The organism is Methylobacterium sp. V23, assembly GCF_002917135.1.
Lineage (GTDB): Bacteria > Pseudomonadota > Alphaproteobacteria > Rhizobiales > Beijerinckiaceae > Methylobacterium.
The window spans coordinates 207,957-229,328 of the sequence record NZ_PDHT01000001.1 but is presented as its reverse complement, the minus strand read 5'-3'; the positions used below and the strand labels follow the sequence as shown (position 1 = coordinate 229,328).

The 21,372-nt window shown below is 70.5% G+C and carries 23 protein-coding genes; 10 read left to right on the top strand and 13 right to left on the bottom strand.

Annotated features, from left to right (window positions below; all coding sequences use genetic code 11):
* Window positions 1-526: 526 nt before the first annotated feature.
* From CRT23_RS01020 to CRT23_RS01010, 3 genes are all read right to left on the bottom strand, one after another.
* Window positions 527-1,843 carry a hypothetical protein gene (locus tag CRT23_RS01020; RefSeq protein WP_103708245.1) on the bottom strand — a complete coding sequence of 439 codons (1,317 nt, stop codon included), beginning with the start codon at window positions 1,841-1,843 and terminating at the stop codon, window positions 527-529.
* Window positions 1,844-2,114: 271 nt separating this feature from the next.
* A complete protein-coding gene (locus CRT23_RS01015; protein ID WP_103708244.1) occupies window positions 2,115-3,254 on the bottom strand; it encodes a GGDEF domain-containing protein in 1,140 nt (379 codons plus the stop codon).
* A gap of 196 nt (window positions 3,255-3,450) precedes the next feature.
* Window positions 3,451-5,811, bottom strand: a complete 2,361-nt coding sequence (locus CRT23_RS01010) for an EAL domain-containing protein (protein ID WP_181017222.1) — start codon at window positions 5,809-5,811, stop codon at window positions 3,451-3,453.
* A gap of 492 nt (window positions 5,812-6,303) precedes the next feature.
* Here CRT23_RS01010 and CRT23_RS01005 point away from each other — a divergent pair, with 492 nt between their 5' ends.
* Window positions 6,304-6,585 carry an adenylosuccinate synthase gene (locus CRT23_RS01005; protein WP_103708242.1) on the top strand — a complete coding sequence of 94 codons (282 nt, stop codon included), beginning with the start codon at window positions 6,304-6,306 and terminating at the stop codon, window positions 6,583-6,585.
* A gap of 182 nt (window positions 6,586-6,767) precedes the next feature.
* Here the strand turns inward: CRT23_RS01005 and CRT23_RS01000 are convergent, their stop codons facing one another.
* Entirely contained in the window at window positions 6,768-7,034 is a 267-nt protein-coding gene (locus CRT23_RS01000) for a hypothetical protein (protein WP_103708241.1), read from the bottom strand.
* A 296-nt stretch (window positions 7,035-7,330) separates the two neighbouring features.
* Here CRT23_RS01000 and CRT23_RS27665 point away from each other — a divergent pair, with 296 nt between their 5' ends.
* The gene (locus CRT23_RS27665) at window positions 7,331-7,600 is read left to right on the top strand and encodes a hypothetical protein (protein WP_146056307.1); all 270 of its coding nucleotides are present in this window, start codon (window positions 7,331-7,333) and stop codon (window positions 7,598-7,600) included.
* A gap of 219 nt (window positions 7,601-7,819) precedes the next feature.
* Here the strand turns inward: CRT23_RS27665 and CRT23_RS00995 are convergent, their stop codons facing one another.
* The 3 genes from CRT23_RS00995 to CRT23_RS00985 all read right to left on the bottom strand — a co-directional run bounded on the left by CRT23_RS00995 (window position 7,820) and on the right by CRT23_RS00985 (window position 8,697).
* The gene (locus CRT23_RS00995) at window positions 7,820-8,137 is read right to left on the bottom strand and encodes a hypothetical protein (protein WP_103708539.1); all 318 of its coding nucleotides are present in this window, start codon (window positions 8,135-8,137) and stop codon (window positions 7,820-7,822) included.
* A gap of 71 nt (window positions 8,138-8,208) precedes the next feature.
* Complete coding sequence (locus CRT23_RS00990) at window positions 8,209-8,430, bottom strand: hypothetical protein (protein ID WP_055947070.1); 222 nt, start codon at window positions 8,428-8,430, stop codon at window positions 8,209-8,211.
* Between the two features lie 60 nt (window positions 8,431-8,490).
* Window positions 8,491-8,697, bottom strand: coding sequence for a hypothetical protein (locus CRT23_RS00985; RefSeq protein WP_103708240.1), 207 nt, complete (start codon window positions 8,695-8,697; stop codon window positions 8,491-8,493).
* 500 nt (window positions 8,698-9,197) lie between these two features.
* Here CRT23_RS00985 and CRT23_RS00980 point away from each other — a divergent pair, with 500 nt between their 5' ends.
* Complete coding sequence (locus tag CRT23_RS00980; protein WP_055947068.1) at window positions 9,198-9,377, top strand: hypothetical protein; 180 nt, start codon at window positions 9,198-9,200, stop codon at window positions 9,375-9,377.
* 25 nt (window positions 9,378-9,402) lie between these two features.
* On the opposite strand, the gene CRT23_RS00975 is transcribed toward CRT23_RS00980, so the two are convergent.
* Together CRT23_RS00975 and CRT23_RS00970 are read right to left on the bottom strand one after the other, a co-directional pair.
* Entirely contained in the window at window positions 9,403-9,585 is a 183-nt protein-coding gene (locus CRT23_RS00975; protein ID WP_055947067.1) for a hypothetical protein, read from the bottom strand.
* A gap of 74 nt (window positions 9,586-9,659) precedes the next feature.
* Window positions 9,660-10,421 (bottom strand): DUF3750 domain-containing protein, encoded by a 762-nt coding sequence (locus CRT23_RS00970; RefSeq protein WP_103708239.1) that lies wholly within the window; start codon window positions 10,419-10,421, stop codon window positions 9,660-9,662.
* Between the two features lie 188 nt (window positions 10,422-10,609).
* Here CRT23_RS00970 and CRT23_RS00965 point away from each other — a divergent pair, with 188 nt between their 5' ends.
* A complete protein-coding gene (locus CRT23_RS00965; protein ID WP_055947064.1) occupies window positions 10,610-12,112 on the top strand; it encodes an NAD(P)/FAD-dependent oxidoreductase in 1,503 nt (500 codons plus the stop codon).
* Between the two features lie 2 nt (window positions 12,113-12,114).
* Window positions 12,115-14,076 (top strand): hypothetical protein, encoded by a 1,962-nt coding sequence (locus tag CRT23_RS00960; protein ID WP_103708238.1) that lies wholly within the window; start codon window positions 12,115-12,117, stop codon window positions 14,074-14,076.
* 21 nt (window positions 14,077-14,097) lie between these two features.
* On the opposite strand, the gene CRT23_RS00955 is transcribed toward CRT23_RS00960, so the two are convergent.
* Window positions 14,098-14,808: a YoaK family protein gene (locus tag CRT23_RS00955; RefSeq protein WP_103708237.1), complete on the bottom strand. Its 711-nt coding sequence runs from the start codon at window positions 14,806-14,808 to the stop codon at window positions 14,098-14,100.
* A gap of 318 nt (window positions 14,809-15,126) precedes the next feature.
* Between CRT23_RS00955 and CRT23_RS00950 the strand changes: the two genes are divergently transcribed.
* The 3 genes from CRT23_RS00950 to CRT23_RS00940 all read left to right on the top strand — a co-directional run bounded on the left by CRT23_RS00950 (window position 15,127) and on the right by CRT23_RS00940 (window position 16,810).
* Window positions 15,127-15,378, top strand: a complete 252-nt coding sequence (locus CRT23_RS00950; protein ID WP_181017221.1) for a hypothetical protein — start codon at window positions 15,127-15,129, stop codon at window positions 15,376-15,378.
* Between the two features lie 86 nt (window positions 15,379-15,464).
* A complete protein-coding gene (locus tag CRT23_RS00945) occupies window positions 15,465-15,782 on the top strand; it encodes a hypothetical protein (protein ID WP_103708537.1) in 318 nt (105 codons plus the stop codon).
* Window positions 15,783-16,240: 458 nt separating this feature from the next.
* Window positions 16,241-16,810, top strand: coding sequence for a hypothetical protein (locus tag CRT23_RS00940; RefSeq protein WP_055947059.1), 570 nt, complete (start codon window positions 16,241-16,243; stop codon window positions 16,808-16,810).
* Window positions 16,811-16,831: 21 nt separating this feature from the next.
* Here the strand turns inward: CRT23_RS00940 and CRT23_RS00935 are convergent, their stop codons facing one another.
* Window positions 16,832-17,623 (bottom strand): hypothetical protein, encoded by a 792-nt coding sequence (locus CRT23_RS00935; protein WP_103708236.1) that lies wholly within the window; start codon window positions 17,621-17,623, stop codon window positions 16,832-16,834.
* Complete coding sequence (locus CRT23_RS00930) at window positions 17,620-17,835, bottom strand: hypothetical protein (RefSeq protein ID WP_103708235.1); 216 nt, start codon at window positions 17,833-17,835, stop codon at window positions 17,620-17,622. The genes CRT23_RS00935 and CRT23_RS00930 overlap by 4 nt, the downstream gene beginning before the upstream one ends.
* Before the next feature lie 445 nt (window positions 17,836-18,280).
* On the opposite strand from CRT23_RS00930, the gene CRT23_RS00925 reads away from it, so the two are divergent.
* Both CRT23_RS00925 and CRT23_RS00920 read left to right on the top strand, forming a co-directional pair.
* Complete coding sequence (locus CRT23_RS00925) at window positions 18,281-19,303, top strand: helix-turn-helix domain-containing protein (protein ID WP_103708234.1); 1,023 nt, start codon at window positions 18,281-18,283, stop codon at window positions 19,301-19,303.
* 49 nt (window positions 19,304-19,352) lie between these two features.
* Window positions 19,353-20,666, top strand: coding sequence for an MFS transporter (locus CRT23_RS00920; RefSeq protein ID WP_103708233.1), 1,314 nt, complete (start codon window positions 19,353-19,355; stop codon window positions 20,664-20,666).
* On the opposite strand, the gene CRT23_RS00915 is transcribed toward CRT23_RS00920, so the two are convergent.
* Window positions 20,647-21,030, bottom strand: a complete 384-nt coding sequence (locus CRT23_RS00915) for a hypothetical protein (protein ID WP_103708232.1) — start codon at window positions 21,028-21,030, stop codon at window positions 20,647-20,649. The genes CRT23_RS00920 and CRT23_RS00915 overlap by 20 nt on opposite strands.
* Window positions 21,031-21,372 lie beyond the last annotated feature (342 nt).

Sequence of the window (21,372 nt, the reverse complement as noted above, 5' to 3'; positions counted from 1 at the left end):
GGCCAGGCTCGGCGTGGCGTCGTGCCCCGCCCCGGACCCGTCGAGCCCTCTCCCCGATAGGTGGTCGGCCCGCGTTGATCGCCGGATCCGTCCGTGCCGCGATGGCGGCGGTCGGCTCGGAGACCCGCTCCACTGCGCCGGGCCGTCCTCGGGAAAAGGCGCCTGCGCGTGCCGCGACGGGACGCGGCGAAACGCGTTTCGCAACGGCGTGGTATTCTCCACGCTCGATCACGCCCCTGTCGTGATCGAACACGGGCAGACATACGCCGACGGCCTCCGGCCGCCCCCGTCATCGGGCCGCCAAGCGCTTGCGCCAGCGGTCGTCATCAGATCAGCAGAGCCGAGCGGCGCAAAGCCGCCCGCTCGCCCCGCGATCGTCAGGCGATCGAGATCCACGGCCTTCGTACGTGAGCCAGGGGATGAAGGTAGGCCGGTGCTTCCCGATGACCGTCACGCCGCCCCTGCGGCCTGCCAGGGCGCCGGCATCGCGTCGGTCGGGACCGAGGATGCCGGACCGGGCGATGGCTCAGGCGTGCAGCAGGCCGTCCGTCGGGACGTGCACGGTGAAGGCCTTGCCCTCGTCGACCCAGCCCGGGCCCGCAGCCCCCTGAACGATGCCGGCAGCTTCCTCGGCATTGCCCGCAAAGTGATGCAGGCCGGTCTGCGTGTTGTAGAAGCGCTCCAGGGTGATGTGCCCCGCGCCGTTCGCATCGTTGTAGGCCTCGAACGCGACGCCCTCGTAGGTGTAGTTCGGGAGGCTCGCCCGGATGGTGTCGCGCTCGTTCACGCTGTCGGTGAAGAAGTGGGTCCCCGTCTTCGTATCGTAGAAGCGGAAGACGTCGTGGGTGGCGGCGCTCTCGTCCGGGACGGACCACGGCGTACCCTCGAAGGTGAAGCCCGGGAGCGTGGCCTGGATCTGTGCCTTCTCCGCCGCGCTGGTCGTGTAGAAATGATCGCCGGTCTTGGTGTCGTAGAAGCGATACACCGGATCGGGCTGGTCGGCCGTGGCCGCGGCGCTCCGAATCACCGGATCGGGCACGGATGCGGTGCCGCTGCGGGCGACATACACGGAGACGTCGTGCTCGGCGCCGTAGGTCACGAAGGTGTTCAGGAATTTGCCCGCATCGAGGAACTGCGATGATGTGAGGGTGGTCTGCGTCCCGTTGATCCCCGGGAGGTAGTCCGTGGTGCCGCGATTGACGTAGTCGGCGGTCAGGCTCGGGATGGAGGCCGCCACGTCCTGGGGCGTGACCCCGTCCCCGATCGCGGTGGACAGTCCCACGGACACGGTGCCGGCATAGATCGGGTCGGCGCTGGCCGTCTGCCCGATCTCGGCCCGGTACATCCCCAGATAAGGCACCGGGTCGTCGGCGATCTCGTAGTTCACGATGCGGTCATCCGCGGCGGATGCGATCAGGGCGCCGGGAGAGCCGAAGGTCGCGGCCTGATAGACCACGTCTCCGGTGTCCGGATGATTGGCCATGAAGACCTGGGTCAAGGCGCCGCCGAGACTGTGTCCCGTGACGATCACCGTGGCGTCGTGCTGCGACGCATAGCTGTCGACGGCGGATATCAGCGGGGAGAACTTGGTGTAGTCGGCGTTGATATCGCGCAGGTTGTTGATCCAATCCTGCCGGTCGTCGCTCCCCCGGAAGCTCAGGACGACGACGGCTTGATTGCCGAACGTGCCGGTCACCGCCGCCCCGTACGCGTTCTGGTTGGCGTAAGCGCCGTTCGTGAGCCCTGGGGCCGTGAGGGGCGAGAAGCCCGCGGGAAGTCCGGCGAGGGTGTCGGAATAGGTGGACGCCGCGATGGTCGCCAGCGTTGCCGCGATCGTTCCCATGGTTCGTTCTCTTTCCCAGGTGCCGCCATCGGGGAATCAGGCCAGTGCCGCCCGGTCCGTCGCGATGGACGGTAACGCAAGCTCGGCCGAAACCGATCCGCGGCCGGCCCAGCGACGCCGCGCCGGGCGCGGTCACCAACACGGATGCGCCCCGCCCGCTCCGGCGCCGGGCTTACCCGGTGCTTGTCACTGGGTCTTTGCCACGCGGCCCCGAGGGATTGTCGCCCGGCCCTGCAGTCGGACCAACCCGACCGCTTGCTTGCACGTCGGGTCAGGCCGCCGCGCGCAGGGGTGCGAGGGCGCTGCGGCTCTTGCCCAGGGCCTTGGCGGCATAGAGCGCCGCGTCGGCTGCGGAGAGCAGGCCCGCCAGGTCGGTGCCATGCTCGGGCGCCAGCGCGATCCCGATACTGACCCCGACCTGCACCGTCCGGGCGGGATCCAGGGCGAAGGGAACGGAGATCTGCGCCACGATCCGGTCGCTGAACGCGATCAGCGCCGCGGGCGCCAGGACATCGGTGAGGACGACGAACTCGTCGCCGCCGATGCGCGCGACCACATCCTGCGGCCGCGCGCTGGTCCGCAGGCGCTCCGCGACGGCCTGGAGCAGCTGATCCCCCGCGGCGTGGCCATGCGTGTCGTTGATGGCCTTGAAGCCATCGAGGTCGAGATACAGCAGGGCTGCGAGATCATCGCGCCGCGCCGCGATCGCGTCCGCCAGTCCGGCGCGGTTCAGAAGGCCGGTCAGGCTGTCGTGCCGGGCTCGGAACGCATGGTCGCGCTCGGCCTGCATGGTGGCCACCAGCATCCGGTTCAGGCGAAACCCGGCCGCGCTCATGCTCGCGAGGTAGAACGGGATCTGCAGGAATGTGATGAGGAGGAGCGGCTCCCCGGTGAAGGGCGCGGCGAGGCAGCAGGAGCCGAGCGTCAGGACAATCATCGCCCCCGCCAGGCGCGGCGCACCGAAGTTGCGGAACGAGATGCCTCCGACCATGGCCGCCGCGGAGAGGCAGGCCAGAGTCGCCACGACCCAGTCGCCGCTGGTCAGGCTGATGAAGGTGCCGTAGCCGACGCTCGCGGCCCAGGCGAGGCCGAGCAGGATGTAGAGGTCGGTCGGGGTCCTGCGGCGCGCGGCGGCGGCCCGCTGCGCGATGACGAGCACCAGGAGGCGGGTGAGGCAGATGCCGCACTCCAGCACACACCAGAGCAGGAACGGCTTCTGCGGCATCCGCCATGCCACGAGCGCCGAGACCGCGAGGGTGTTCAGGACCCCCCCGGCGAAGATCGGCAGCGTCCCGAACAGGCTCGCCACGAGGGCCTTGCGGATCTCGTCGGGGACGTCGTGGCCCGCATCGGTCAGCCACCGTGTCACGCGCCAGCGGGGCAGGCTGAACAGCCGTGAATCGTTCTGCATCGCTCTACCTGAACGGGCGGAAGACGCCCCCGAACGCGTGATGATCCGGACAGGTCCCGACCGCGCGCCGCCACCCGATCGATCACCCAGATTGGGTTAACATTCACACCACCGGACGCCCGGAGGTTCAGCCCCCGGGCGGTTGCACCGCCTTCACCGGCGGCCGGCCGAAGCGGGCTGCCGGGCGGTCCGGCGCCTACGCCGCCCGGGTGCCGCTCTCCGGGTAGGCGCGCGCCTGGGGACGGGCGGGCCGGCCGATCAGGTAGCCCTGGACCGCGTCGCAGCCGATCGCCCGGAGGAGATCGAGCTGCTCGCGGCTCTCCACGCCCTCCGCCAGGGTCGGGATGTTCATGTCCCGGCCCATCTGCGTCACCGCCTTGATCACCGCCAGGGATTGGCGGTCGTTCAGGGCCGCGGCGACGAAGCTGCGATCGATCTTGATCCGGTCGAGGGGAAGATCGCGCAGGTGGGCGAGGGAGGAGTAGCCCGTCCCGAAATCGTCCATCGCGATCTTGATGCCGAGCCGGCGCAGGGCGTCCAGGGTATGGGCGATCTGCGGCCCGTCCTCGACGAGCGCCGTCTCCGTCAGTTCGAGCTCGAGCCGGCTCGCGGGCAGGCCGCTCCGGGCCAGAGCCTCGGAGACATGCGCCAGCAGGAGGGGCGAACGGAGCTGGACCGCGGACACGTTGACGGCCAGATGCCGCTCGTCCGGCCAGGTCGCGGCCTCCCGGCAGGCCTGGTCCAGCACCCATTGCCCGATCGAGACGATCAGCCCGTTCTCCTCGGCGAGGGGAATGAACTCATCCGGCGAGACCAGTCCGCGGTGCGGATGGTTCCAGCGGATCAAGGCTTCGCAGGAGACGATCCGGTCGCTCGTGAGCGACAGGATCGGCTGATAGACGAGGTAGAACTGCCGCAGGGCGAGTGCGCCGCGCAGGTCGTTCTCGAGATGCCCGCGGGCGGCGATCGCCTCGATCATCCCGGGCTGGTAGCCGACCGCCAACCCGCGGCCCCGGCGCTTGGCTTCGTACAGGGCGATGTCGGCCCGCTGCATCAGGTCGCTGGGGCTGGTGCTGTCGTCGACGCTGCACACGCCGATGCTGCAGCCGACGACCACGGTCATGCTCGCGAGGGTGTAGGGCCTCTCGATCTCCGCCACGATCCGGTCCGCGAGGGCCTTGGCCGTGGTCGCATCGCCTGGCGTGAGGATCGCGAGTTCGTCGCCGCCGTGCCGGGCGATGAAGTCCGCCTCGCCGATCAGCGTGCGCAGCCGGCCCGCCACCGCGACGAGCAACTGGTCCCCGATCGCGTGGCCGAAGGTGTCGTTGACGAATTTGAACCGGTCGAGATCGAGCAGGAGCAGGGTGGATCGGGCCGCGGCCTGATACGCGGCGCGCATCCGTTCGTTGAGCGCGCGCCGGTTGCACAGACCCGTGAGGGGGTCGTGATAGGCCAGTTGCGAGATCTCCGCCTGGGCGCGCCGGTCCCGGGTCACGTCGTCGTAGGTCAGGACGGCCCCGTCGGCGACGGGCTGGCAGGCGATCGACAGGATCCGGCCGTCGTCGAAGAGGTGCTCGACCCGGGTCTCCCCGTCGCTGCCCATCCAGAGCCAGTGGTTGCCCACCACACGGGCGATGCGCTCCGCATCCCATCCGTTGGCATTCCCCGTGGCCCGGAGAAAGTCCGCGAGAGGCATCCCGACCCGGACGGCGCCCGGAGCGAGGCCGAGCATGGCGAGAAGGCGCTGGTTGTAGAGCTCGATGGTTCCCGCGGACGAGATCTTCAGGATGCCGTTGGACATGTTCTGGAGCGCCGTCGCCAGGACGTTCAGGTGGGCCTGTTCCTGGGCCTCGAAACGCCGGGTTGCCGCCAGGGCGATGAAGGCACCGGTGATCAGGATCGCCGCGCCGGCAGCGGTCAGGATGCTCAGCGCGACTTGGATGTTCGGGCCGAGCGCCGCGGTGGGCTGCCCCTCCAGCACCGTCCCGGCCAGGGAGGTGAAGTGTGTTCCGCACACCGCCAGGACGATGAGCGCGCAGGCGATCGCAGCGAAGGGCCGTCGCCCCGGCAGGAGGCGAACCCCCGCCATCACCACCGCCCCCAGCAGGTACGCCAAGGCGTTGGCCGTGCCCGACTGGCTCTGTGTGCAGCCTTCGAGGGCGGACATACCGGTGATGTGCATCGCGCCGATGCCCAGCCCCGCCACCGCACCCAGGAGGCCCCGGGCCAGGCGGCCCTTCGGCAGGGCCGAGAGCGCGAAGGGCACGCCCACCGCCACCACCGCGATCAGGGCGGACGCGATGGTGGTACCGGAGTGGAAACCCAGGATGACGTCGGTCCGGTATCCGAGCATGCCGAGGAAATGCGTGGTCCAGACTCCGAGACCGGCCGCGAGGGCCGTGCCGGCCAGCCATCGCCCGCGCCGGATCGCCGGCGCGGCTTCGGCGTTCCGGAGCAGGTGAAGCGTCAGCCAAGCGCTCAGGGTGCAGATCGTCGCTGCGGCCAGGACGGAGAGGATAGCCTGGCTTTCCAGAAGCGCGACGAGGGTAAGCATCATGCATCGCATTGAGCCCAGAAGGCCTTAGGTCTTCGTCAAGAGCTTCAGTGAACGCCGCGTTACCTCTGCTTGATGTGACCCTGATCGGAGGCAGATCCTATCATGCGTTAAGTTCGTCGGCGCGAAACACGTCCTTGTGATCCGGATACTATAGCCTGGTTGTAGGGGGCCGACGATCCTCGCGCTCCCTGATCCTCGTTCGGCTCTGCCGCCGCCGCGGAGGCGGCTCTGTCCGGTGCGCCGAACCTGCCAGGAAGACCGGTTCGCCCGTGCATCCCGACCGCGCATCTGCTAGAACGAATGCGGAACACGATCTGAGCCGGGATGCGGCCCGGTGCCGATACGGGTGCCCGGCGTGGACCGCCTCCCATGCCAGAGGGTCCGAAGGGCGCAGGCCCGCGATCGATCACTGGAGTGATGGAGAGGCTGGGACGCGGCGGGACCCGCCCGGGCCAGCCCCTATCGCGGACGAGACGAGACGAGGATCCCATCATGGCATTCAAGGCGAAATCGGCAGCCGAGACCAAGGCCGCGGATCTGGCATCCGCCCTCATCCGCATCGCCGATCGCGAGGGCGCGCCCTTGAGCATCGGCGTCGACCAGCTTCGTCAGGGCAATCCGCGCCTGACGCCGCTGGCGATCGGGCAGACGTTCCGAAAGCACCGGGACGCTCTCGACGCCGCCTTGCGCGAGCGCGGCTACGCCCTCGTCGACTACGCCGACCAGGGACCCGGTCGCGGCATGGCGTTCGACATCGCCATCGATGATGGGTGAGCTTTGCCATCGACGATGGGTGAGTTTGGCGTCAAAGCCTTGCCCGCGGACAAGAAGAACCCACCGCGGCGTGAGCCGGGCGGGTCGCTCGTTCTAGTCTTGCCAGGAGCAGATCTGCCAAGAGCAGATCTTGCCAAGATCATGTCTTGCTGAAGACGGCTCCTGCTGAAGACCGTCAGGTCTCAGCGGCCACCGGCGCTGCTGTTGGGAACGGCCTGCTCGGGCTTGCCGGCGTTACCACCCGCGGCCGAGTCCGTGGTCGCCGTCTCGGCCCCGGTCGCACCCCGTGAGACGGACACGCTGGGGTCGTTGCCGGTGGTGTTCGGCTGGCCCTGAACCACGGCGCCGCGCGGTTGGCCGGGGGCGGCCCCGGGGGCCGTGGCGGGCTGGGCCAGGGCGGACAAGCTGAAGAGGGAGGCGCCGAGAGCGAGGGCGGCAGTTCTGATCATGGGAGGTCCTGGTTGCGAGGTCACCAGGGCAACAGTCCGCCCGCTCCGTCGTTCCCATCGAGACCCGCCCAGGAAAACCTGGCGAGGAAAACCCGCAAAGGAAAACCCGCCGCGGCCGGAGCCGGGCGGGCGCGATGAGGCCCAACGGTTGATCGGGCGTCGACCTCAACGCAGGAACACCACACGAAGAGCAGGCGAGGACGAGCGTCGCGCCTGCGGCATCTCCGGTGCGGACGCGCCTTCGGGCGACTGGCCGTTCGGATCGGCCTCCGCAGAAATGACCTTCGCGGTGGCCCATGAAGATCTTCTCACGTTTGCATCGGCCCTTCGCGACGAGATCCAAAGAGCCGTCGGAAGACAGCCCTGTGCTGGGCATCGCAGGTCTTGCCTATAAGACCGGTCGCTGGATCGCGATCGGCGTTGTCGCCTTTATCGAAGCACAGCGCGCCACTCCTGCGCCGCGCGGACGCCCTGTCCGGTCGGTCGATCCAACCAAAACCCGTCGCACGGGACGATTCGTGGCGGTGTTGCAGGAGGGCGCCGAAAAAACACCCGCCACGGCGTGAACCGCGCGGGTGTCAAGGCTGCGGCCCCCGGATCTCGGGAGGCCTGAGGTAGACGAACGGCGGAGCCGGGTTCATCCGGCGGTTGTGCGAACGCCGCAGGCCGGATGGTGGCTCTCCCAGTAGACCGACCGCTCCGGTGCCTTCCTCACGACCTCTCCGATCGCCGGCAGCCGGGGGTTGGCGTCAGGGGCATCGCCCCCGGACCGGCGGTTTGCCCCGCTACTGGTTTCCGATCGACGGACCGCCCGCTGCGCCACCGGTCCCGGGCGGTCCGCTGGTCGGCGTGCCGCCGATGTTCAGGCCCGGGCTGCTTCCGGGAATGGAATTCGGGCTCGGATTGCCCACGACGTTCGGCGCAGGGCGACCTCCAGCGTCGCTGGCCCGCGGCGCGGCGCCCGGCGCCATGGACGGGGTGGTCACCCCGGTGTTTCCCGCGCCACCGGTGGGTGCGAGCGACTCCGCCCAGGCGGCGCCCGTCATGGGCGAGGCCGACAGGGCGAGCGCCAGGGCGGCGCGGGTGAGAAAGGTGCGGGTCATCAATCCGTCCATGTTATCGGTACTCACCATGGGGCTACGAGCGATCGGCGACCTCCGGTCGCCCCGGAGGTTCAGCCCACCAGCCAATGGGCGGCGAGCATCACGATCGAACCGGCCACCGCAAAGCCGAGCAGGGTCACGCTGCTGACCTGATCCACCTGGTCGACGGTGTTTCCGACACGGTGTTCGCGGTTCATCGACGTGCTGTCCAGCCCGGTCCGATTGGCGTCGGCCTTGCGGACATCGTTCGTGGTCTGGAGCGGCGTGGCATCGAGATGGGTCAGGGTGGTCATCGTAAAAATCCTGTCAGGGGAGAGCGATCACGTCGGGAACGCGGTCTGGGGTGGGGTGGCTCAGGAGAACGAGCCGAAGCCTTCGAAGTCCGAGGTCGGCGAAACGCCGGCACCGGGCGGCCTGGGCGGTGGGCCGGTCACATCCCCGCCCCGCTCGTCGTGAAGTCGTTCGAGCCGCTGGGTGCCGAGGGCGGCACTGGAGCCCGGACCCGCCTCGATCGACGGCCCCGGCAGGGCACAATGGTCCGGCGTGATATGGTTGCGCATTCGGGGAACCCGTTGGTATGCCACGGCTGTCTGGATGTGAGCAGAGAATGCCTCGCAGCCACGGGCGTTCCTTGCCGATGCCAAGCAAGGAGTCGCAGGGTTCGGCCCGTTCCCAGGTCTTGAACTCGGCCCGTCCTTGCCCCGTATGGCTCGAACCGGCCGCATGGCGCAGGGACGGGACCGGATCGCCGTCGGTGCACGCCTGCCCGGGCGCGAACGTCGCTTGCGAGCGCGACCGAGCTCGGAGCGGCCAGCGGCGGCGCCATGGATCCGGTTCCGGCGAGGCACGTTGATCGAGATGCCTCGCATCCTCGCCGCCGTCGCCGTACTGGGACTGATCGGGATGGTGTCCCACGGCCACCACGGCCATCCGCGACACCCGAAACCGACCACGCCCTCGGCTAATGTCTCCCCCTAGGGACGGCGCTTTCCCGTAGCCGGCCATCATGGTGCCACGAACCCGGCCGAAGCAGCCTGAACGCCACGTCAGGGATGAAACCATGCACTCCGCTACCGGCCGCCTCTGGACGGTTCTGAAGGCCACGCTGGGGATTGGTTTGTTGGCGGCGCTGTCGTTGTACTCGGCCAGCGTGGTCGACCAGCGGGGGCTGAACCCCTTCGCCGCCGCCCTGGCGGAGCCGGTGACGACCGGAACGGTCAAGGCGAGCCGCATGCACTAGCGCGGATCACCCGTCCCAGCCCGGCCTACAGGTTCTCCCCGGCATCCGGACTGGCGACGAGTTGCTCGGCCTCGACGGTGGTGTAGCCCTCCAGCCAGTCCGCGCTCTCCTGCGATCCGGCCGGATAGGGATTGGCGGAGACCGGTAGCCCATCGGTCCGCGCGGTACTGCCCTCAAGCCAGATCTTGTTCGAAGCCACGACGGTCATGAGCGCACCTCCTGCTGCCAGGAAACGGTCGATCGGGCGGATGGTTCGATGCAGTCCGGTGGGGGCCGAGCCCGTCACCACCCCACGCGCCCGAGGGCGGGGAGCTTGAGCGCCGGACGCCGCAGATCGAGGCCCGCCACGGCACCGAGCAGGTTCACCTCGAGGCCTTCGACCCAACCCACCGTCAGCCCGACATAGCCGCCGAGGTTGAGCCGCAGGCCGGTTCGCGATGGCGTCAGGCCGATCCAGCGGCCATCGTAGGGGAAGTCCTTGCCGATCGCGGTGGCCGGCAGGCTCGCCGCCATCTCCGGCACCGCGCTCATCACGGCGGCCACGAAGGTGTTCGAGTTCGGGCCCGGCCACACCGTGTAATCCCCTGGCTGCGCGTAGCGGTAGGTTCGGATCGTCTCCCGGATACGCGGGATCATGGCTTCCGCGGCCGCATCGTCGGCCGCCACGATGGTGTCGGGCACGCTGCCGAACCAGCGCCCGTCGGGCACGAAGCGGTCGATCCAGATGGGCTGGCCCCAGGCCGTGTAGTCGAAGCGCTGGTAGGCGGACGCCCCCGCATCCTTGACCACGATCCAGCTATGGGTGGCGATGATGCCGCGCCAGCTCACCGTCCGGGCCGAGAAGATCCGGACGATCGCCCCCGGGTGGGTCGCGGCCGGCGGCAGGAGGCCGGTGCTGGACCGGTCGGCGGAGCGCCAGTCCCCGCGGGTCTGGCTGGCGTAGAGGGCGGCGGAGATCGCGATGGGCGCGAGGTAGAGGAGGACGAAGGCGAGGGCGGCGATCTTGAGCAAGGCGGTTCCGAACGGCGGGAGGACCCGCCGCATATGGGGCGCCGGGTCGACGGGCGGGAGGGCCGCCGCACGCTGCGGGACGGCGACGGCGCGTCGGATCCCGAGGGCCCTGGGCCGGCGGGCGGGGCGCCTCGGCCACCGGCGCGGACAGGGCTTCCTTAACCACTCCCGCGCTACCCCGGGGGTGTTTCGTCCTTCGGTTAACTTGACGGTCCTGCCCGATGAGCCACCACTCGGAAACGCTCGTGATCGGGGCGGGACCCGCCGGCCTGACCGCCGCGTATCTGCTGTCGAAGGCCGGGCGCTCGGTGACGGTGCTGGAGAAGGATCCGGCCCAGGTCGGCGGCATCAGCCGCACGGTCGCGCATAACGGCTACCTGTTCGACATCGGCGGCCATCGCTTCTTCTCGAAGTCGAAGGCCGTGGTCGAGCTCTGGGACGAGCTCCTGCCGGACGATTTCATCGAGCGGCCGCGCCTGTCGCGGATCTTCTACAAGGGCAAGTACTACGCCTATCCGCTCAAGGCCTTCGAGGCCCTGCGCAACCTTGGCATCCTCGAGAGCACGGCCTGCGTCGCCTCCTACCTCTACGCGCGCGCCCGTCCCATCGCGGAGCCCAAGAGCTTCCACGACTGGGTCCGCAACCGCTTCGGCGAGCGTCTGTTCTCGATCTTCTTCAAGACCTACACGGAGAAGGTCTGGGGCATGTCCTGCGACGCCATCTCGGCGGACTGGGCGGCCCAACGCATCAACGGGCTCGATCTCGGGGCCGCGATCCGCGACGCGCTGGTTCGCTCCCTCGGCCTGCGCAAGGCGCCGCGCGCCGGCGAGCCCGTGATCAAGACGCTGATCGAGTCCTTCCGCTATCCCCGCAAGGGGCCGGGCATGATGTGGGAGGCGGCCGCCGCGAAGGTTGTGGCCCAGGGCGGAACGCTGCGCCTCGACCGGGGCGTGGACGGCCTGCATTACGAGGCCCGGACCGGCCTCTGGACCGTGACGGCCAAGGCCGCCGACGGCACGCGCGAGACCTTCACGGCGCGCAACGTCATCTCCTCCGCGCCGCTGCGCGAGCTCGTCGGATCGCTGTCGCCGGCGCCGATCAGCACCTTCCAGGCCCGCGCCCTGCAATACCGCGACTTCCTCACCGTGGCGCTGATCGCGCGCTCGGACCGCAATTTCCCCGACAACTGGATCTACATCCACGATCCGTCCGTGCAGGTCGGGCGCGTGCAGAACTTCCGCTCGTGGTCGCCCGAGATGGTGCCCGATGCGGCGCATACCTGCCTCGGCCTGGAGTATTTCTGCTTCGAGGGCGACGGACTCTGGGCGCAGTCCGATGCCGACCTGATCGCCCTCGCCAAGCGCGAGATCGGGCAGATCGGGCTGATCCGCTCCGAGGACGTGGTCGACGCCTGCGTCGTGCGCCAGCCCAAGGCCTATCCGGTCTACGACGAGGACTACAAGGCACACGTCGCCACCATCCGGCGGGACCTCGAACACGCCTATCCGAGCCTGCACCTCGTCGGGCGCAACGGCATGCACAAGTACAACAACCAGGACCACGCGATGATGACCGCGATGCTCACGGTGGAGAACATCCTCGCCGGAGAGCGCCGCTACGATCCGTGGTGCGTGAACGAGGATGCGGAATACACCGAGGCGGGCGTCTCGGGCGCACAGGACGCCCTGACGAGCGAGCGCATGGTGCCGCGCCGGGCGGCCTGACGATGCGCGCGACGGCCGGGACCTCCGACGGCCCGGTGGCAGTCCCGGAATCCGTCGCCGTGACCGGCACCGTTCCGCGCTGGGCGTCGGTCCTGCGCCGCGCGGCCTGGCCGGTGCTCGGGATGGCGGGTCTCACCCTCCTGCTGCATCCCTACGAGGGGATCGACGGCGATGCCCGCATCTACGTCGGGCGGGCCCTGGCGGACCTTGATCCGGACGGGGTCGGACGCGACCTCATGTTCACCCATGACGGGCAGTCGCGCTTCAGCCTGTTCCCCGTCGTTCTGCGGGCGCTGGTGGGGACGCTCGGCCCCGGTCCGGCCGCCCTGGCGGTCAGCCTCGTCGGGCTGATCGCCTGGTTCTGCGCCGCAACGGCCCTGGCGGCGGCCCTGGGCGCCGGCCGGCGGCGCTGGGTCGTCCTCGCGGCGATGGCGGTCCTGCCCGCCTCTTACGGCTATCCGGGCATCTTCCGCATCGGCGAGGCGCTGGCGACGCCCCGGACCCTGGCGGAGGCGGCGGTCCTCGCCGGCCTCGCGGCGAGCCTGTCCGGCCGCCGCGCATGGGCCCTGGCCTTCATGGTCGTGGGAAGCCTCGTCCACCCGATCATGGGCCTGGCCGGCCTGGCGGTGCTCGGCCTCGCCCTGGTGGCGGAGAACCGGCGCTGGCTGCTGGTCCTGCTTCCCGGCCTCCTCGCGGTCCTGGGGGCCGCCCACCTCGGCGTGCCGCTGTTCGCGCGCCTGCTGCAGCCCGTCGATCCCGCCTTCCTCGAGATCCTGCGCCAGCGCTGCGCCGACCTCTTCCCCACGCTCTGGCCGAGCCAGGCCTGGGGCCCGCCCCTCGTCCAGGCCGCCACGATCCTCGTCGCCGCGACCCGCGTTCCGATCCGGGCGCGCAGGCTCCTCCTGGCCGGGCTCCTGGCGGGCGTCGGCGGGGTGGCGGCCACCGCGGTGTTCGAGGAGCAATGGTCGTCGCTCCTGGTGATCCAGGTCCAGCCCTGGCGCTTCCTCTGGGTGACCTCCGTCCTCGGGGCCGCCGCCCTGGGCCTGTGCGCCACCCTCCTCTCGCGCGGGACGCCGGGCGACCGGATCACCCTCGCCCTCCTGGGGCTCGCCTGGGTGTTCGCCACGGACCTCCGCATCGCGGCGGCCGCCGGCCTCCTCGCCGTCGGCGTCCACGCGGCGCTCCGCCGGGATCGGCTGGCGCCGTCGCGCGGCCTGATGCGCGCGACGCTGGGCCTGGTCGGCCTCCTCGTCGCCGGCCGCCTCGTCCTCGAGGCGCTCGCCCTCGGCTGGCTCGCCGCGAACCGGCCCGAGGGCGCCCATCTGGGCCTGAGCCTGATCCGCAGCTTCCCGATCGTGCCGTCGCTCGCCTTCGGAGCCGGCCTCGCGTGGCTCGCCGCCGAGCGGTCCCGGATCGCCAGGCCGGTCCTCGCCGTGGCGCTGATCCTGGCGCTCCTGGGCCTCTGGGACGAGCGCTCGCGCGCGTTCCGGCGGATCGAGGACCGCACCCTGCTGCCCGGCCTCGTCGAGGCCATCGCACGCCGGCCGGGCGCGGTGCTCTGGCTGGACGGGCGGGCCGAGACCTGGCTGGCGCTGGGTCGGCCGAGCTGGATCACCAACCTGCAGGGGGCCAGCATCGTCTTCTCGCGCCCCCTGGCGATGCTGTGGTCCGAGCGGATCGACCGGCTGATCGCCCTCGGCCTCGCCACCGAGGCCCAGCGCAGGCCGTTTGCCCCCCCGGTCCCCCCGCGGGCCGACGACCTGCCCGCCGGTGCGGTCGCGACGCTCTGCGCGGCTCCGGACGGGCCCGCCTGGATCGTGGTGCCCCTGCGGGAGGGCCAGGCGCCGCCGGACGGGGCGCGCGTCTTTCCGCTCGCGGACCCCTACGTAAGACCGATGGCGACGGTCGAGGGCATGACCTGGCAGCGCCTGACCGCCTACGGGCTGCTCACCTGCGGCCCCTGAGGGCCGGTTCCGCGACGCGCCTCAATCCCCGCGGAGGAACGCGAGCACCGTGAGCACCGCGATCGGGATGACGAGGCATCCGAACGAGAGTGCGGCGACGCCGAAGGCCCCCGCGAGGGCACCGACGGCGAAGGCCAGCACCGCGGGCAGCATCCGGCGCATCCGTCCCCGCGCCACCCCGTCCGGCGGCACCGCGCCCCGCGCCCAGTCGACGAGATCGATCACCGCCTGGGTGACGTTGACCGTCATCACCGTCGTGGCGGCGAGATGCGCGAGGCCGAGGCGCCCGATGGCGTTCTGGACCCCCATCGCCGCGACGCCCAGCATCCCGACCGTCACCGCCGCGACGCCGTCGGGAGAGCCGAGGGGGGACAGGGCGAGGCCGGCGACGCAGAAGGTGGCCAGCAGGGCGATCTCGAGGGCCAGCAGCCAGCGCAGGGGTGCCAGCCCGCGGCGCTCCAGAGCCAGGGCGAGCAGGCGGGTGGCCGCGACCGCTCCCACGAAGGCCGGCAGGGCCAGGAGCTTGGCCACGACGCCGGTCGAGGTCGAGACGAGTTCGGCCCCCAGCAGCACGAAGTTGCCGGTGACGTGGGCGGTGAACAGGCCGGTCAGGGCGATGAAGGCGGCCGCGTCGACGAAGCCGGCCACGAACGCGAGACCGGTTCCGGCGGCGAGGTCCGTGTCGATGCGGCGGCCTGACCCGTGCGCGCGGGAAGAAGAGATCGGTGCCATCCGGTGCGTCTGCTGAGGATCCTGGGTCGAGGGATGTCGAATCGGCCGATCCCCCATGCGCCGCCCGGTTCTCGCCGAACCCGCGGCGAAACGGAAGCATCGGCGTGCGTGACCGGGCCGTGATCCGGGGTGCGCAATCTTTGGTCCGAGACCCTGAAGCCGAGATCTTCGACCCGGGATCATCCCTGAACCGGACGCGCGTGTTCCAAGTCGACGAGAAACCTGCCAAGTCGAAAAAGAACCTGCCACGACGACGAGAAACCTTGCGAACACCGTCCGAGCGCCTGAACCGCCGGCGGGGCCGTTCGTTGTGTCGGCATGAGCCATGACGCAACCGACCCCTCCACCGCCGAGTCCCAGATCGCGGACGCGCGCCACCGCGAACTCGCGACCGAGCACCTCCTGTTCGGAACGATCCGGTTCCTGGCCCAGGAGCACCCGGGCCTGCTCGAGAGCCTGGAGGTCAGCGTCGACCACCTCTGGGACAAGGCCGACGACGACACCCGGGACGACGAGGCCGTGCGCGAGGTCGCACGCCGCTTCCTCAAGGGTCTGAGGGCCGAGCGCTGATCCTCCGGACGGGCGGCCCCATCCCGAACTTCCGTGCCGCGCGGCCGTTCTCCTCGAGACAGGAGGTCTCCATGGCGAATGCTCCGATGACATCGACATCCATCCGACGCACCGCGCTCTCCGCCACCCTCGTTCTGGGCGCCCTCGTCTCGGGCACCCTCGTCCTGGGTCTCGGCGGCCATGCGCTGGCACGGGGCGGCAGCGGCGGCGGCGGCGGCGGCGGCGACGGCCTGTCGCCCTACGCCGCCCTGAGCGGCAACGACCGCTCGGCCGGCGTGAACAACGGCAACTACCGCGATCCCGCCCTCGATCCGTATCTGGGCGCCTACGAGGGCCGCTACGATCGGCCGGTGCGCGAGCGCTACCGCCCGAGCCGCCAGCCCTATTACGGCACCCCGTACTGAGACCGCACGTCCGGTCGACCGGTGCCGAGGCAGCGGTGCCGAGGGCGCCCGGCGAAGTCCGTTCCGGGCAACCCGGATCCGAGGAACCTTGTCCGGACGCTCCGACCGGATGAGGGGCGGCAGTCCCTGGATTCTCCCGCTTCGTCCCCGGCTCGACCGAAGCGGAGACGCGTCGGCAGGCGCTCGTCCGCCTTGACTGCGAGGCTCTGATCGCTCGCGCCCGCCCTCCCCTCCCCGGGCGGGCGACAGTCACAGTCCGACGCCACATCCGCGAGCCTCATCGGACGGTTCCGCTTGGGCGGCACGGCATGCCCCGGCGGGGATCGAAGCGCCGGAGCCCCGCCCGCACGCGCCGCGCAGGCGCCCCCCATTCAGTCCACGGCAGGCGCAACCGATCCCGGGCCGGGAACTTGCGTTCTCGCTGCGACGGCCGAGTCCCGGCCGACAGGAGGACCCCCATGGATACCAGCCCCTTGTCCCCCGCTGCCTTCGACGCCCCCGCCATCCTCCTGTCCGGGACGGTCGACCAGGACATGTATCGGGATTTTCGCCGCCAGCTCGACGCGGTCGGCGACCGGAACCTCGTGGTGGTCGAGCTGACGACGCTCGGCGGCGATCCCGAGGTCGCCCGGATGATGGGCGAGGACATCCGCTTCAAGACCGGCCTCCAGACGGATCGCCGGTTCGTCTTCCTCGGCAAGGCCGCGATCTACTCGGCCGGGACCACCTTCATGAGCTTCTTCGCCCGGTCGAACCGTTATCTCACCCGGGGCACGCGGCTGATGATCCACGAGCGCAAGCTCGACAAGCACGTGGTGCTGAACGGACCGCTCACGACCTGCATCGCCAGCGTGAAGGCGGCGCTGCACGAGATCGAGTGCTCCATCGAGATCCAGAACGAAGGCTTCGCGAACCTCATCCGGGGCTCGCAGGTGACCCTGGACACGGTGCTGCAGCGGGCGCCCGAGAACTGGTACATCGAGGCGGGCGAGGCGCAGGAACTCGGCCTGATCGAGGGAATCCTTTGAGCGCGCGGGCCGCCCGGCCCGTCAGCCCGTCCCGTCGACCGGCAGGGGCTCCCATGCGGCCTCCTCCGCACGATCCTCCGGGAAAGCGGTGCGCAGGAGCGCGACCTGCCGGCTCAGCGCCCGCTCGCCGGCCTCGCGGCCACATTTCTCCACGTGGACCACGCGGTTGACGACCTGGAGGTTCGGAGAGCCCCAGAAGCCCAGCAGCGTCGGCCAGGGATCGTCCCGATGTTCCCGCCAGACGCGGTAGAGGGGCACGCGATGGTCGACCTCGGCGGTCTTGAACAACCGCTTGCCCGAGGCCGCACAGCGATGGCGCTGATGCGCTTTCAGAACCTTCACCTGGTCGCTGGGCGCCACCCAGAGCTTCCAGGCGGCGACACAGGCCGCGTGCCAGCGCGCGTTCTTGTTCGGGACGCCCGCACCCCAGAGATCCCGATGCCAGCCGAAGCGGTAGACCGGCTGCCCGCAGATGCAGCAATGGCCCTTGCCGCGCGCATGGGCCGGCTCCCGGAAGGGCGAGGGCGGCATCCGGAAGCTGGCGGCGAGGCCGGATCCCTTCTCGGTGCCGAGACGCCAGGTCCAGCCCTCGGGATGGCCCGAGCGCGTCGCGAGGGCCCGCGCCAGCCGGTCGGCACGCAGGAGATGGGCGCGCCAGTAGCTCTCCACCGCGAGGCGCGGCGTCGGCGGAATCAGCGGGCGCGACAGGGCGTGCCGCAGGACGGGGGCCGGGAAGATGCCGGGTAGGGCACGGTCGAGGCGCGCGCGGGCGGCGACGTTCCGCTCGGTCCGCCACTCCGAAGCGGCGCTCACGCCTGGACGAGGCTGTCGTCGGTGGCCGCGGGCGTGGCGACCGGGGCCGGACGTCCCGCGACCGCATCCGCGAGGCGGTTCAGGCGTCGGCCAAGATCAACAACCTCGTTCAAGGCAATCGATTTCTCTCCATTCTTGACGGCACGGGTAATATCGCTGAGTTGCAGCTTGGAAATACGAAGCAACTCGGCGGCAAGCTGGTCTCTGGTCATCGTGCGGATCGCGGAGTTTGGTGAGCGGCGGGGTGCGTGAGATTTAGGGCGTAACGGTTACCGAGGCGTTGCCGTGCGCGGGCGACAGCCCCGGGGAAGGTATAGGCCCGGTCGCCGATCCCGGCGCGTCCGATGGCGTGTGTGTTGGGCGCCAGGGCTGCGTCCACGGCCATCGACGACGGCCTGTCTTGATCCGCCCGCATCGAAACAGAGGCGGAACTCTTTATTGTCGAGGGGTCTGAGGCGCCGGAGCCAACACGCCTCTGGTGCCGGGTCGGCATCGCGCTCAATTCGGATGTCACGGCCTCATACTTAGCGCTTGCATCGGTCACGAAACCGTGAGTTGTCTCACGCGTTCGGAACACCCTATCCCGGGGGTGTTGGAACTGGTCGATTGGGATTTGTCCGATGGGCCCTCTGATCGATCGGGTGGGTTCAGCCAGACGTGTCGCTTCCGTCGTTCGCCTTTTCCACCCAGGAGGTCGGTCCGGAGTTCGCGTTCGAGGCGTATCGTGACCTCTATGCCGGCGGCGCCGATGTCGCACGGATCGGACCGGACTTCTACGCCCAGGTGCAGGCCTACCGGCTGGATCGGATGATCCTGTTCAAGCGCCGCCTGAACGGGCTTCAGCACAGCCGATCCCCGCAGCGGGTGCGACAGGACGGATTCGACCATATCACGCTTCACCTGCTCCTCGAGGGCGAGCTGCTGGCCGGCCCGCCCGGGCACGAGCGCCGCGTCCGACCGGGGGAGATCCTGGTCTGCGACAACACCCTGCCGCACCTGAGCCGGGCGCACCGCGTGCGGCAGATCTCGACGCCGGTGGCGCGCGAGCTGATCGAGCCCCTGGTCCCCGACCTGCGCACATTCCACGGGGCGATCCTTCCGGAGCGCGTGGGCGGCCTCGTGGCCGATTTCATCGTGTCCCTGACCCGTCGCTCGGAGACCCTCGACAGCGCGGTGGTCTCGCGGTCGAGCGCCGTGCTCGGCATGCTCCTGGCCGCCGCGCTTCGCGGCCATGCCGCCCCCACCGAAGCCATCGTCTGGGCCGCGGTCCACGATGGGCCCGACGACACCGGCCGCCGCCGCGAGGCCGAGGCCCACGTGGAGCGGCACCTCGCGAACCGCGCCCTCAGCGCCGAGACCATCGCGGCGGAACTCGGGATTTCGCGGAGCCTCCTCTACCGGGCCTTCCTGCGGGACGGCGGGGTCGCCCGCTTCGTGCAGCAGCGCCGCCTGGAACGGGCGCGCGACGCCCTCCGGCGCCAGGGCGAAACGCGCTCGATCGCCACCCTCGCCTACGCCTACGGCTTTGCCAGCGAGCAGCATTTCAATCGGGCCTTCCGGACGGCTTTCGGCCGCCCGCCCGGGCAGTTCCGGACCTCCATCCAGCAGCTGCGCAGCGACGTGCATGCCCGGGGCGATCGGTCCTGGCCCCTCGCAGCCTGGCACAGCGAACTCTACTGATGCCCCGCGTTCCCGGCGTGCGGCGGCCCCTTCGCGCGTCGCGGACCGTATGAGCGAGACCTCCGGAAGGCTCCCACTCACGGCTCCGGCCCGCACGGTCCTGGGGTTCGGCCCCCTGGCCCTGCTCATCCTCGCGCAGCTCTCGGCGGCCAGCGACCGCTTCCTGATCACCCTCGTGACGACTCCGGTCAAGCAGGCGCTCGGCCTCAGCGACGCCCAGCTCGGCCTGCTCCACGGCTCGGCCTTCGTCATCCTGTACGCGCTGACCATGCCGCTCATCGGCAGCCTCGCGGATCGGGGGGACCACCGGCAGATCCTGCTGGCCAGCATCGGCCTCTGGACCCTGGCGACCCTCGGGTTCGGTCTGGCCGGCTCCTTCGCGGTGCTGTTCCTCAGCCGGCTCGCCCTCGGACTGGGGCAGGCCGGACTCGTGCCGGCCTCGCTCTCGCTCATCGCCCACGGCTCCGCGCAGGGCCGCATGGCCCGGAACGTGTCGCTGTTCACGGCGGGCGGCAGCCTCGGGCAGAGCTTCGCCCTGCTCGCCGGCGGCGCGATCCTGGCCTGGCTCGTCCTGCGGGGCGGCCTGGCGTGTCCCGGCCTCGGCCCGCTGCCGCCCTGGCGTGCCCTGTTCCTCCTCGCCTGCCTGCCCAACCTCGCGCTGATCCTCGGCGCGGTCGCGGTCCGGCTGCCACGGGCCCCGCCCGCCGCCAGGGCGGGGCTGAAGCCCGCCTGGACGTGGATCCTGCGCCGGCGGCGGATCTACCTGCCCCATTTCGCGGCCGCGGCCTGCGCCGTCCTGATGGGTCGGACCCTGGCCGCCTGGGGGCCGACCCTCTACGTGCGAGACCACGGCATGAGCCCCGCGGAGAGCGGCATGGTTCTGGGCGGGCTGCTACTGATCGGCGGTCCGCTCGGCCATCTGTCCGCGGGCCTGTTGCTGGACCGCGTGGCGCGGGCGCGCCGGCGCGCCGCCGCCTCGCGCCTGCTCGGCTTCGGCCTGATGGCGGCCCTGCCGCCCGCGATCGTGATGGCGGTGGCCTCCGACCGGACCCTCTCGCTCGCCGCCTTCACCCTCCTCACGGCCGTGATCGGGTTCACCGCGCCGCCCGCGGTGGCGGGGGTGCAGTTCCTGACGCCGGTCAGCCTGCGCGGGCGGGTCAGCGCCCTCTTCGTCGCCGCCGTGACCCTGACGGCCTCGGGCACCGGGCCGCCCCTCCTGGGGCTCCTGGCCGACACCGTCTTCGGCGCCGAGCACCTCGGCCGGGCCCTGATGGTGCTGTACGGCCTCGTGGGCGTGCCCGGGATCCTCCTGGCCTTTCGGGCGGCCCGGATGGGCCGTCCGCTCACCGGCGCAGGGCGCTGAACCAGGACGAGACCGGATCGAGGACGTCGCTGGCGATGGAGGCGGCCCAGGCGCGCGCCCGCTCGGTCAGCGCGGGCCGCCGGGCCGGCTCGCCCGCGCGCGCCTCGCGCGACCGGGCCTCCACCGCCGTCATCGTCGCGGCCACGAAGGCATCCTCCTGGGCCTGGCAGGTATCGAGGGCGTTGCGCTGGGAGGCGGCGCGGCTCTGCATCCGCGGCTGCTGGGCGAACGCATCCCGCACGCAGGCGTGCCAGGCCTGCTCGAGGGCGGCGAGCCCGTCCTCGGGCCGGCCCGTCACCTGCGCCGTCGCCGCCTGCGGCACGAGGCTGATCAGCAGGAGGGCGGAGCGCAGGGTCATCGACATGGGCGGAGTATGGCCGCCCGGCTCGTCGCGGCCTAGAACAAAAGCGCAACACCGAGGGAGCCGCGATTGGCCGGCGGCCGGATTTCGCCGCCGCAATCCGTCTGGCCTATCGCGGCTTCTCCGTGGGTCGTCGATACCCTTCGTGACTGCGTAACGCGGTCTCCTGTTCACACCTGTCCAGCCGAATGATCCGAGTTCGCGACGCATGTGGCAGGTTTGAATGATGCGGAGATTGATGCGACCGAGCCGAAGGCGCTCACCTCCCGTATCAAGATCATCCGAACCCACAGTATCACGCCCGATTGCTGAATTATTCGGATACGGAACTGCAATCTATGCGCA

Bases quoted from the DNA above. Each gene is read 5' to 3' on its own strand.
- CRT23_RS00980 (WP_055947068.1), top strand. From the start codon at position 9,198: ATGCACTCCGCTACCGGCCGCCTCTGGACGGTTCTGAAGGCCACGCTG.
- CRT23_RS00915 (WP_103708232.1), bottom strand. From the start codon at position 21,030: ATGTCGATGACCCTGCGCTCCGCCCTCCTGCTGATCAGCCTCGTGCCG.
- CRT23_RS01010 (WP_181017222.1), bottom strand. From the start codon at position 5,811: ATGATGCTTACCCTCGTCGCGCTTCTGGAAAGCCAGGCTATCCTCTCC.
- CRT23_RS00920 (WP_103708233.1), top strand. From the start codon at position 19,353: ATGAGCGAGACCTCCGGAAGGCTCCCACTCACGGCTCCGGCCCGCACG.
- CRT23_RS00970 (WP_103708239.1), bottom strand. From the start codon at position 10,421: ATGCGGCGGGTCCTCCCGCCGTTCGGAACCGCCTTGCTCAAGATCGCC.
- CRT23_RS00975 (WP_055947067.1), bottom strand. From the start codon at position 9,585: ATGACCGTCGTGGCTTCGAACAAGATCTGGCTTGAGGGCAGTACCGCG.
- CRT23_RS00940 (WP_055947059.1), top strand. From the start codon at position 16,241: ATGGATACCAGCCCCTTGTCCCCCGCTGCCTTCGACGCCCCCGCCATC.
- CRT23_RS00950 (WP_181017221.1), top strand. From the start codon at position 15,127: ATGAGCCATGACGCAACCGACCCCTCCACCGCCGAGTCCCAGATCGCG.
- CRT23_RS00990 (WP_055947070.1), bottom strand. From the start codon at position 8,430: ATGACCACCCTGACCCATCTCGATGCCACGCCGCTCCAGACCACGAAC.
- CRT23_RS00955 (WP_103708237.1), bottom strand. From the start codon at position 14,808: ATGGCACCGATCTCTTCTTCCCGCGCGCACGGGTCAGGCCGCCGCATC.
- CRT23_RS00945 (WP_103708537.1), top strand. From the start codon at position 15,465: ATGACATCGACATCCATCCGACGCACCGCGCTCTCCGCCACCCTCGTT.
- CRT23_RS00985 (WP_103708240.1), bottom strand. From the start codon at position 8,697: ATGCGCAACCATATCACGCCGGACCATTGTGCCCTGCCGGGGCCGTCG.
- CRT23_RS00930 (WP_103708235.1), bottom strand. From the start codon at position 17,835: ATGACCAGAGACCAGCTTGCCGCCGAGTTGCTTCGTATTTCCAAGCTG.
- CRT23_RS01005 (WP_103708242.1), top strand. From the start codon at position 6,304: ATGGCATTCAAGGCGAAATCGGCAGCCGAGACCAAGGCCGCGGATCTG.
- CRT23_RS00995 (WP_103708539.1), bottom strand. From the start codon at position 8,137: ATGACCCGCACCTTTCTCACCCGCGCCGCCCTGGCGCTCGCCCTGTCG.
- CRT23_RS27665 (WP_146056307.1), top strand. From the start codon at position 7,331: ATGAAGATCTTCTCACGTTTGCATCGGCCCTTCGCGACGAGATCCAAA.
- CRT23_RS01020 (WP_103708245.1), bottom strand. From the start codon at position 1,843: ATGGGAACGATCGCGGCAACGCTGGCGACCATCGCGGCGTCCACCTAT.
- CRT23_RS01000 (WP_103708241.1), bottom strand. From the start codon at position 7,034: ATGATCAGAACTGCCGCCCTCGCTCTCGGCGCCTCCCTCTTCAGCTTG.
- CRT23_RS00960 (WP_103708238.1), top strand. From the start codon at position 12,115: ATGCGCGCGACGGCCGGGACCTCCGACGGCCCGGTGGCAGTCCCGGAA.
- CRT23_RS01015 (WP_103708244.1), bottom strand. From the start codon at position 3,254: ATGCAGAACGATTCACGGCTGTTCAGCCTGCCCCGCTGGCGCGTGACA.
- CRT23_RS00965 (WP_055947064.1), top strand. From the start codon at position 10,610: ATGAGCCACCACTCGGAAACGCTCGTGATCGGGGCGGGACCCGCCGGC.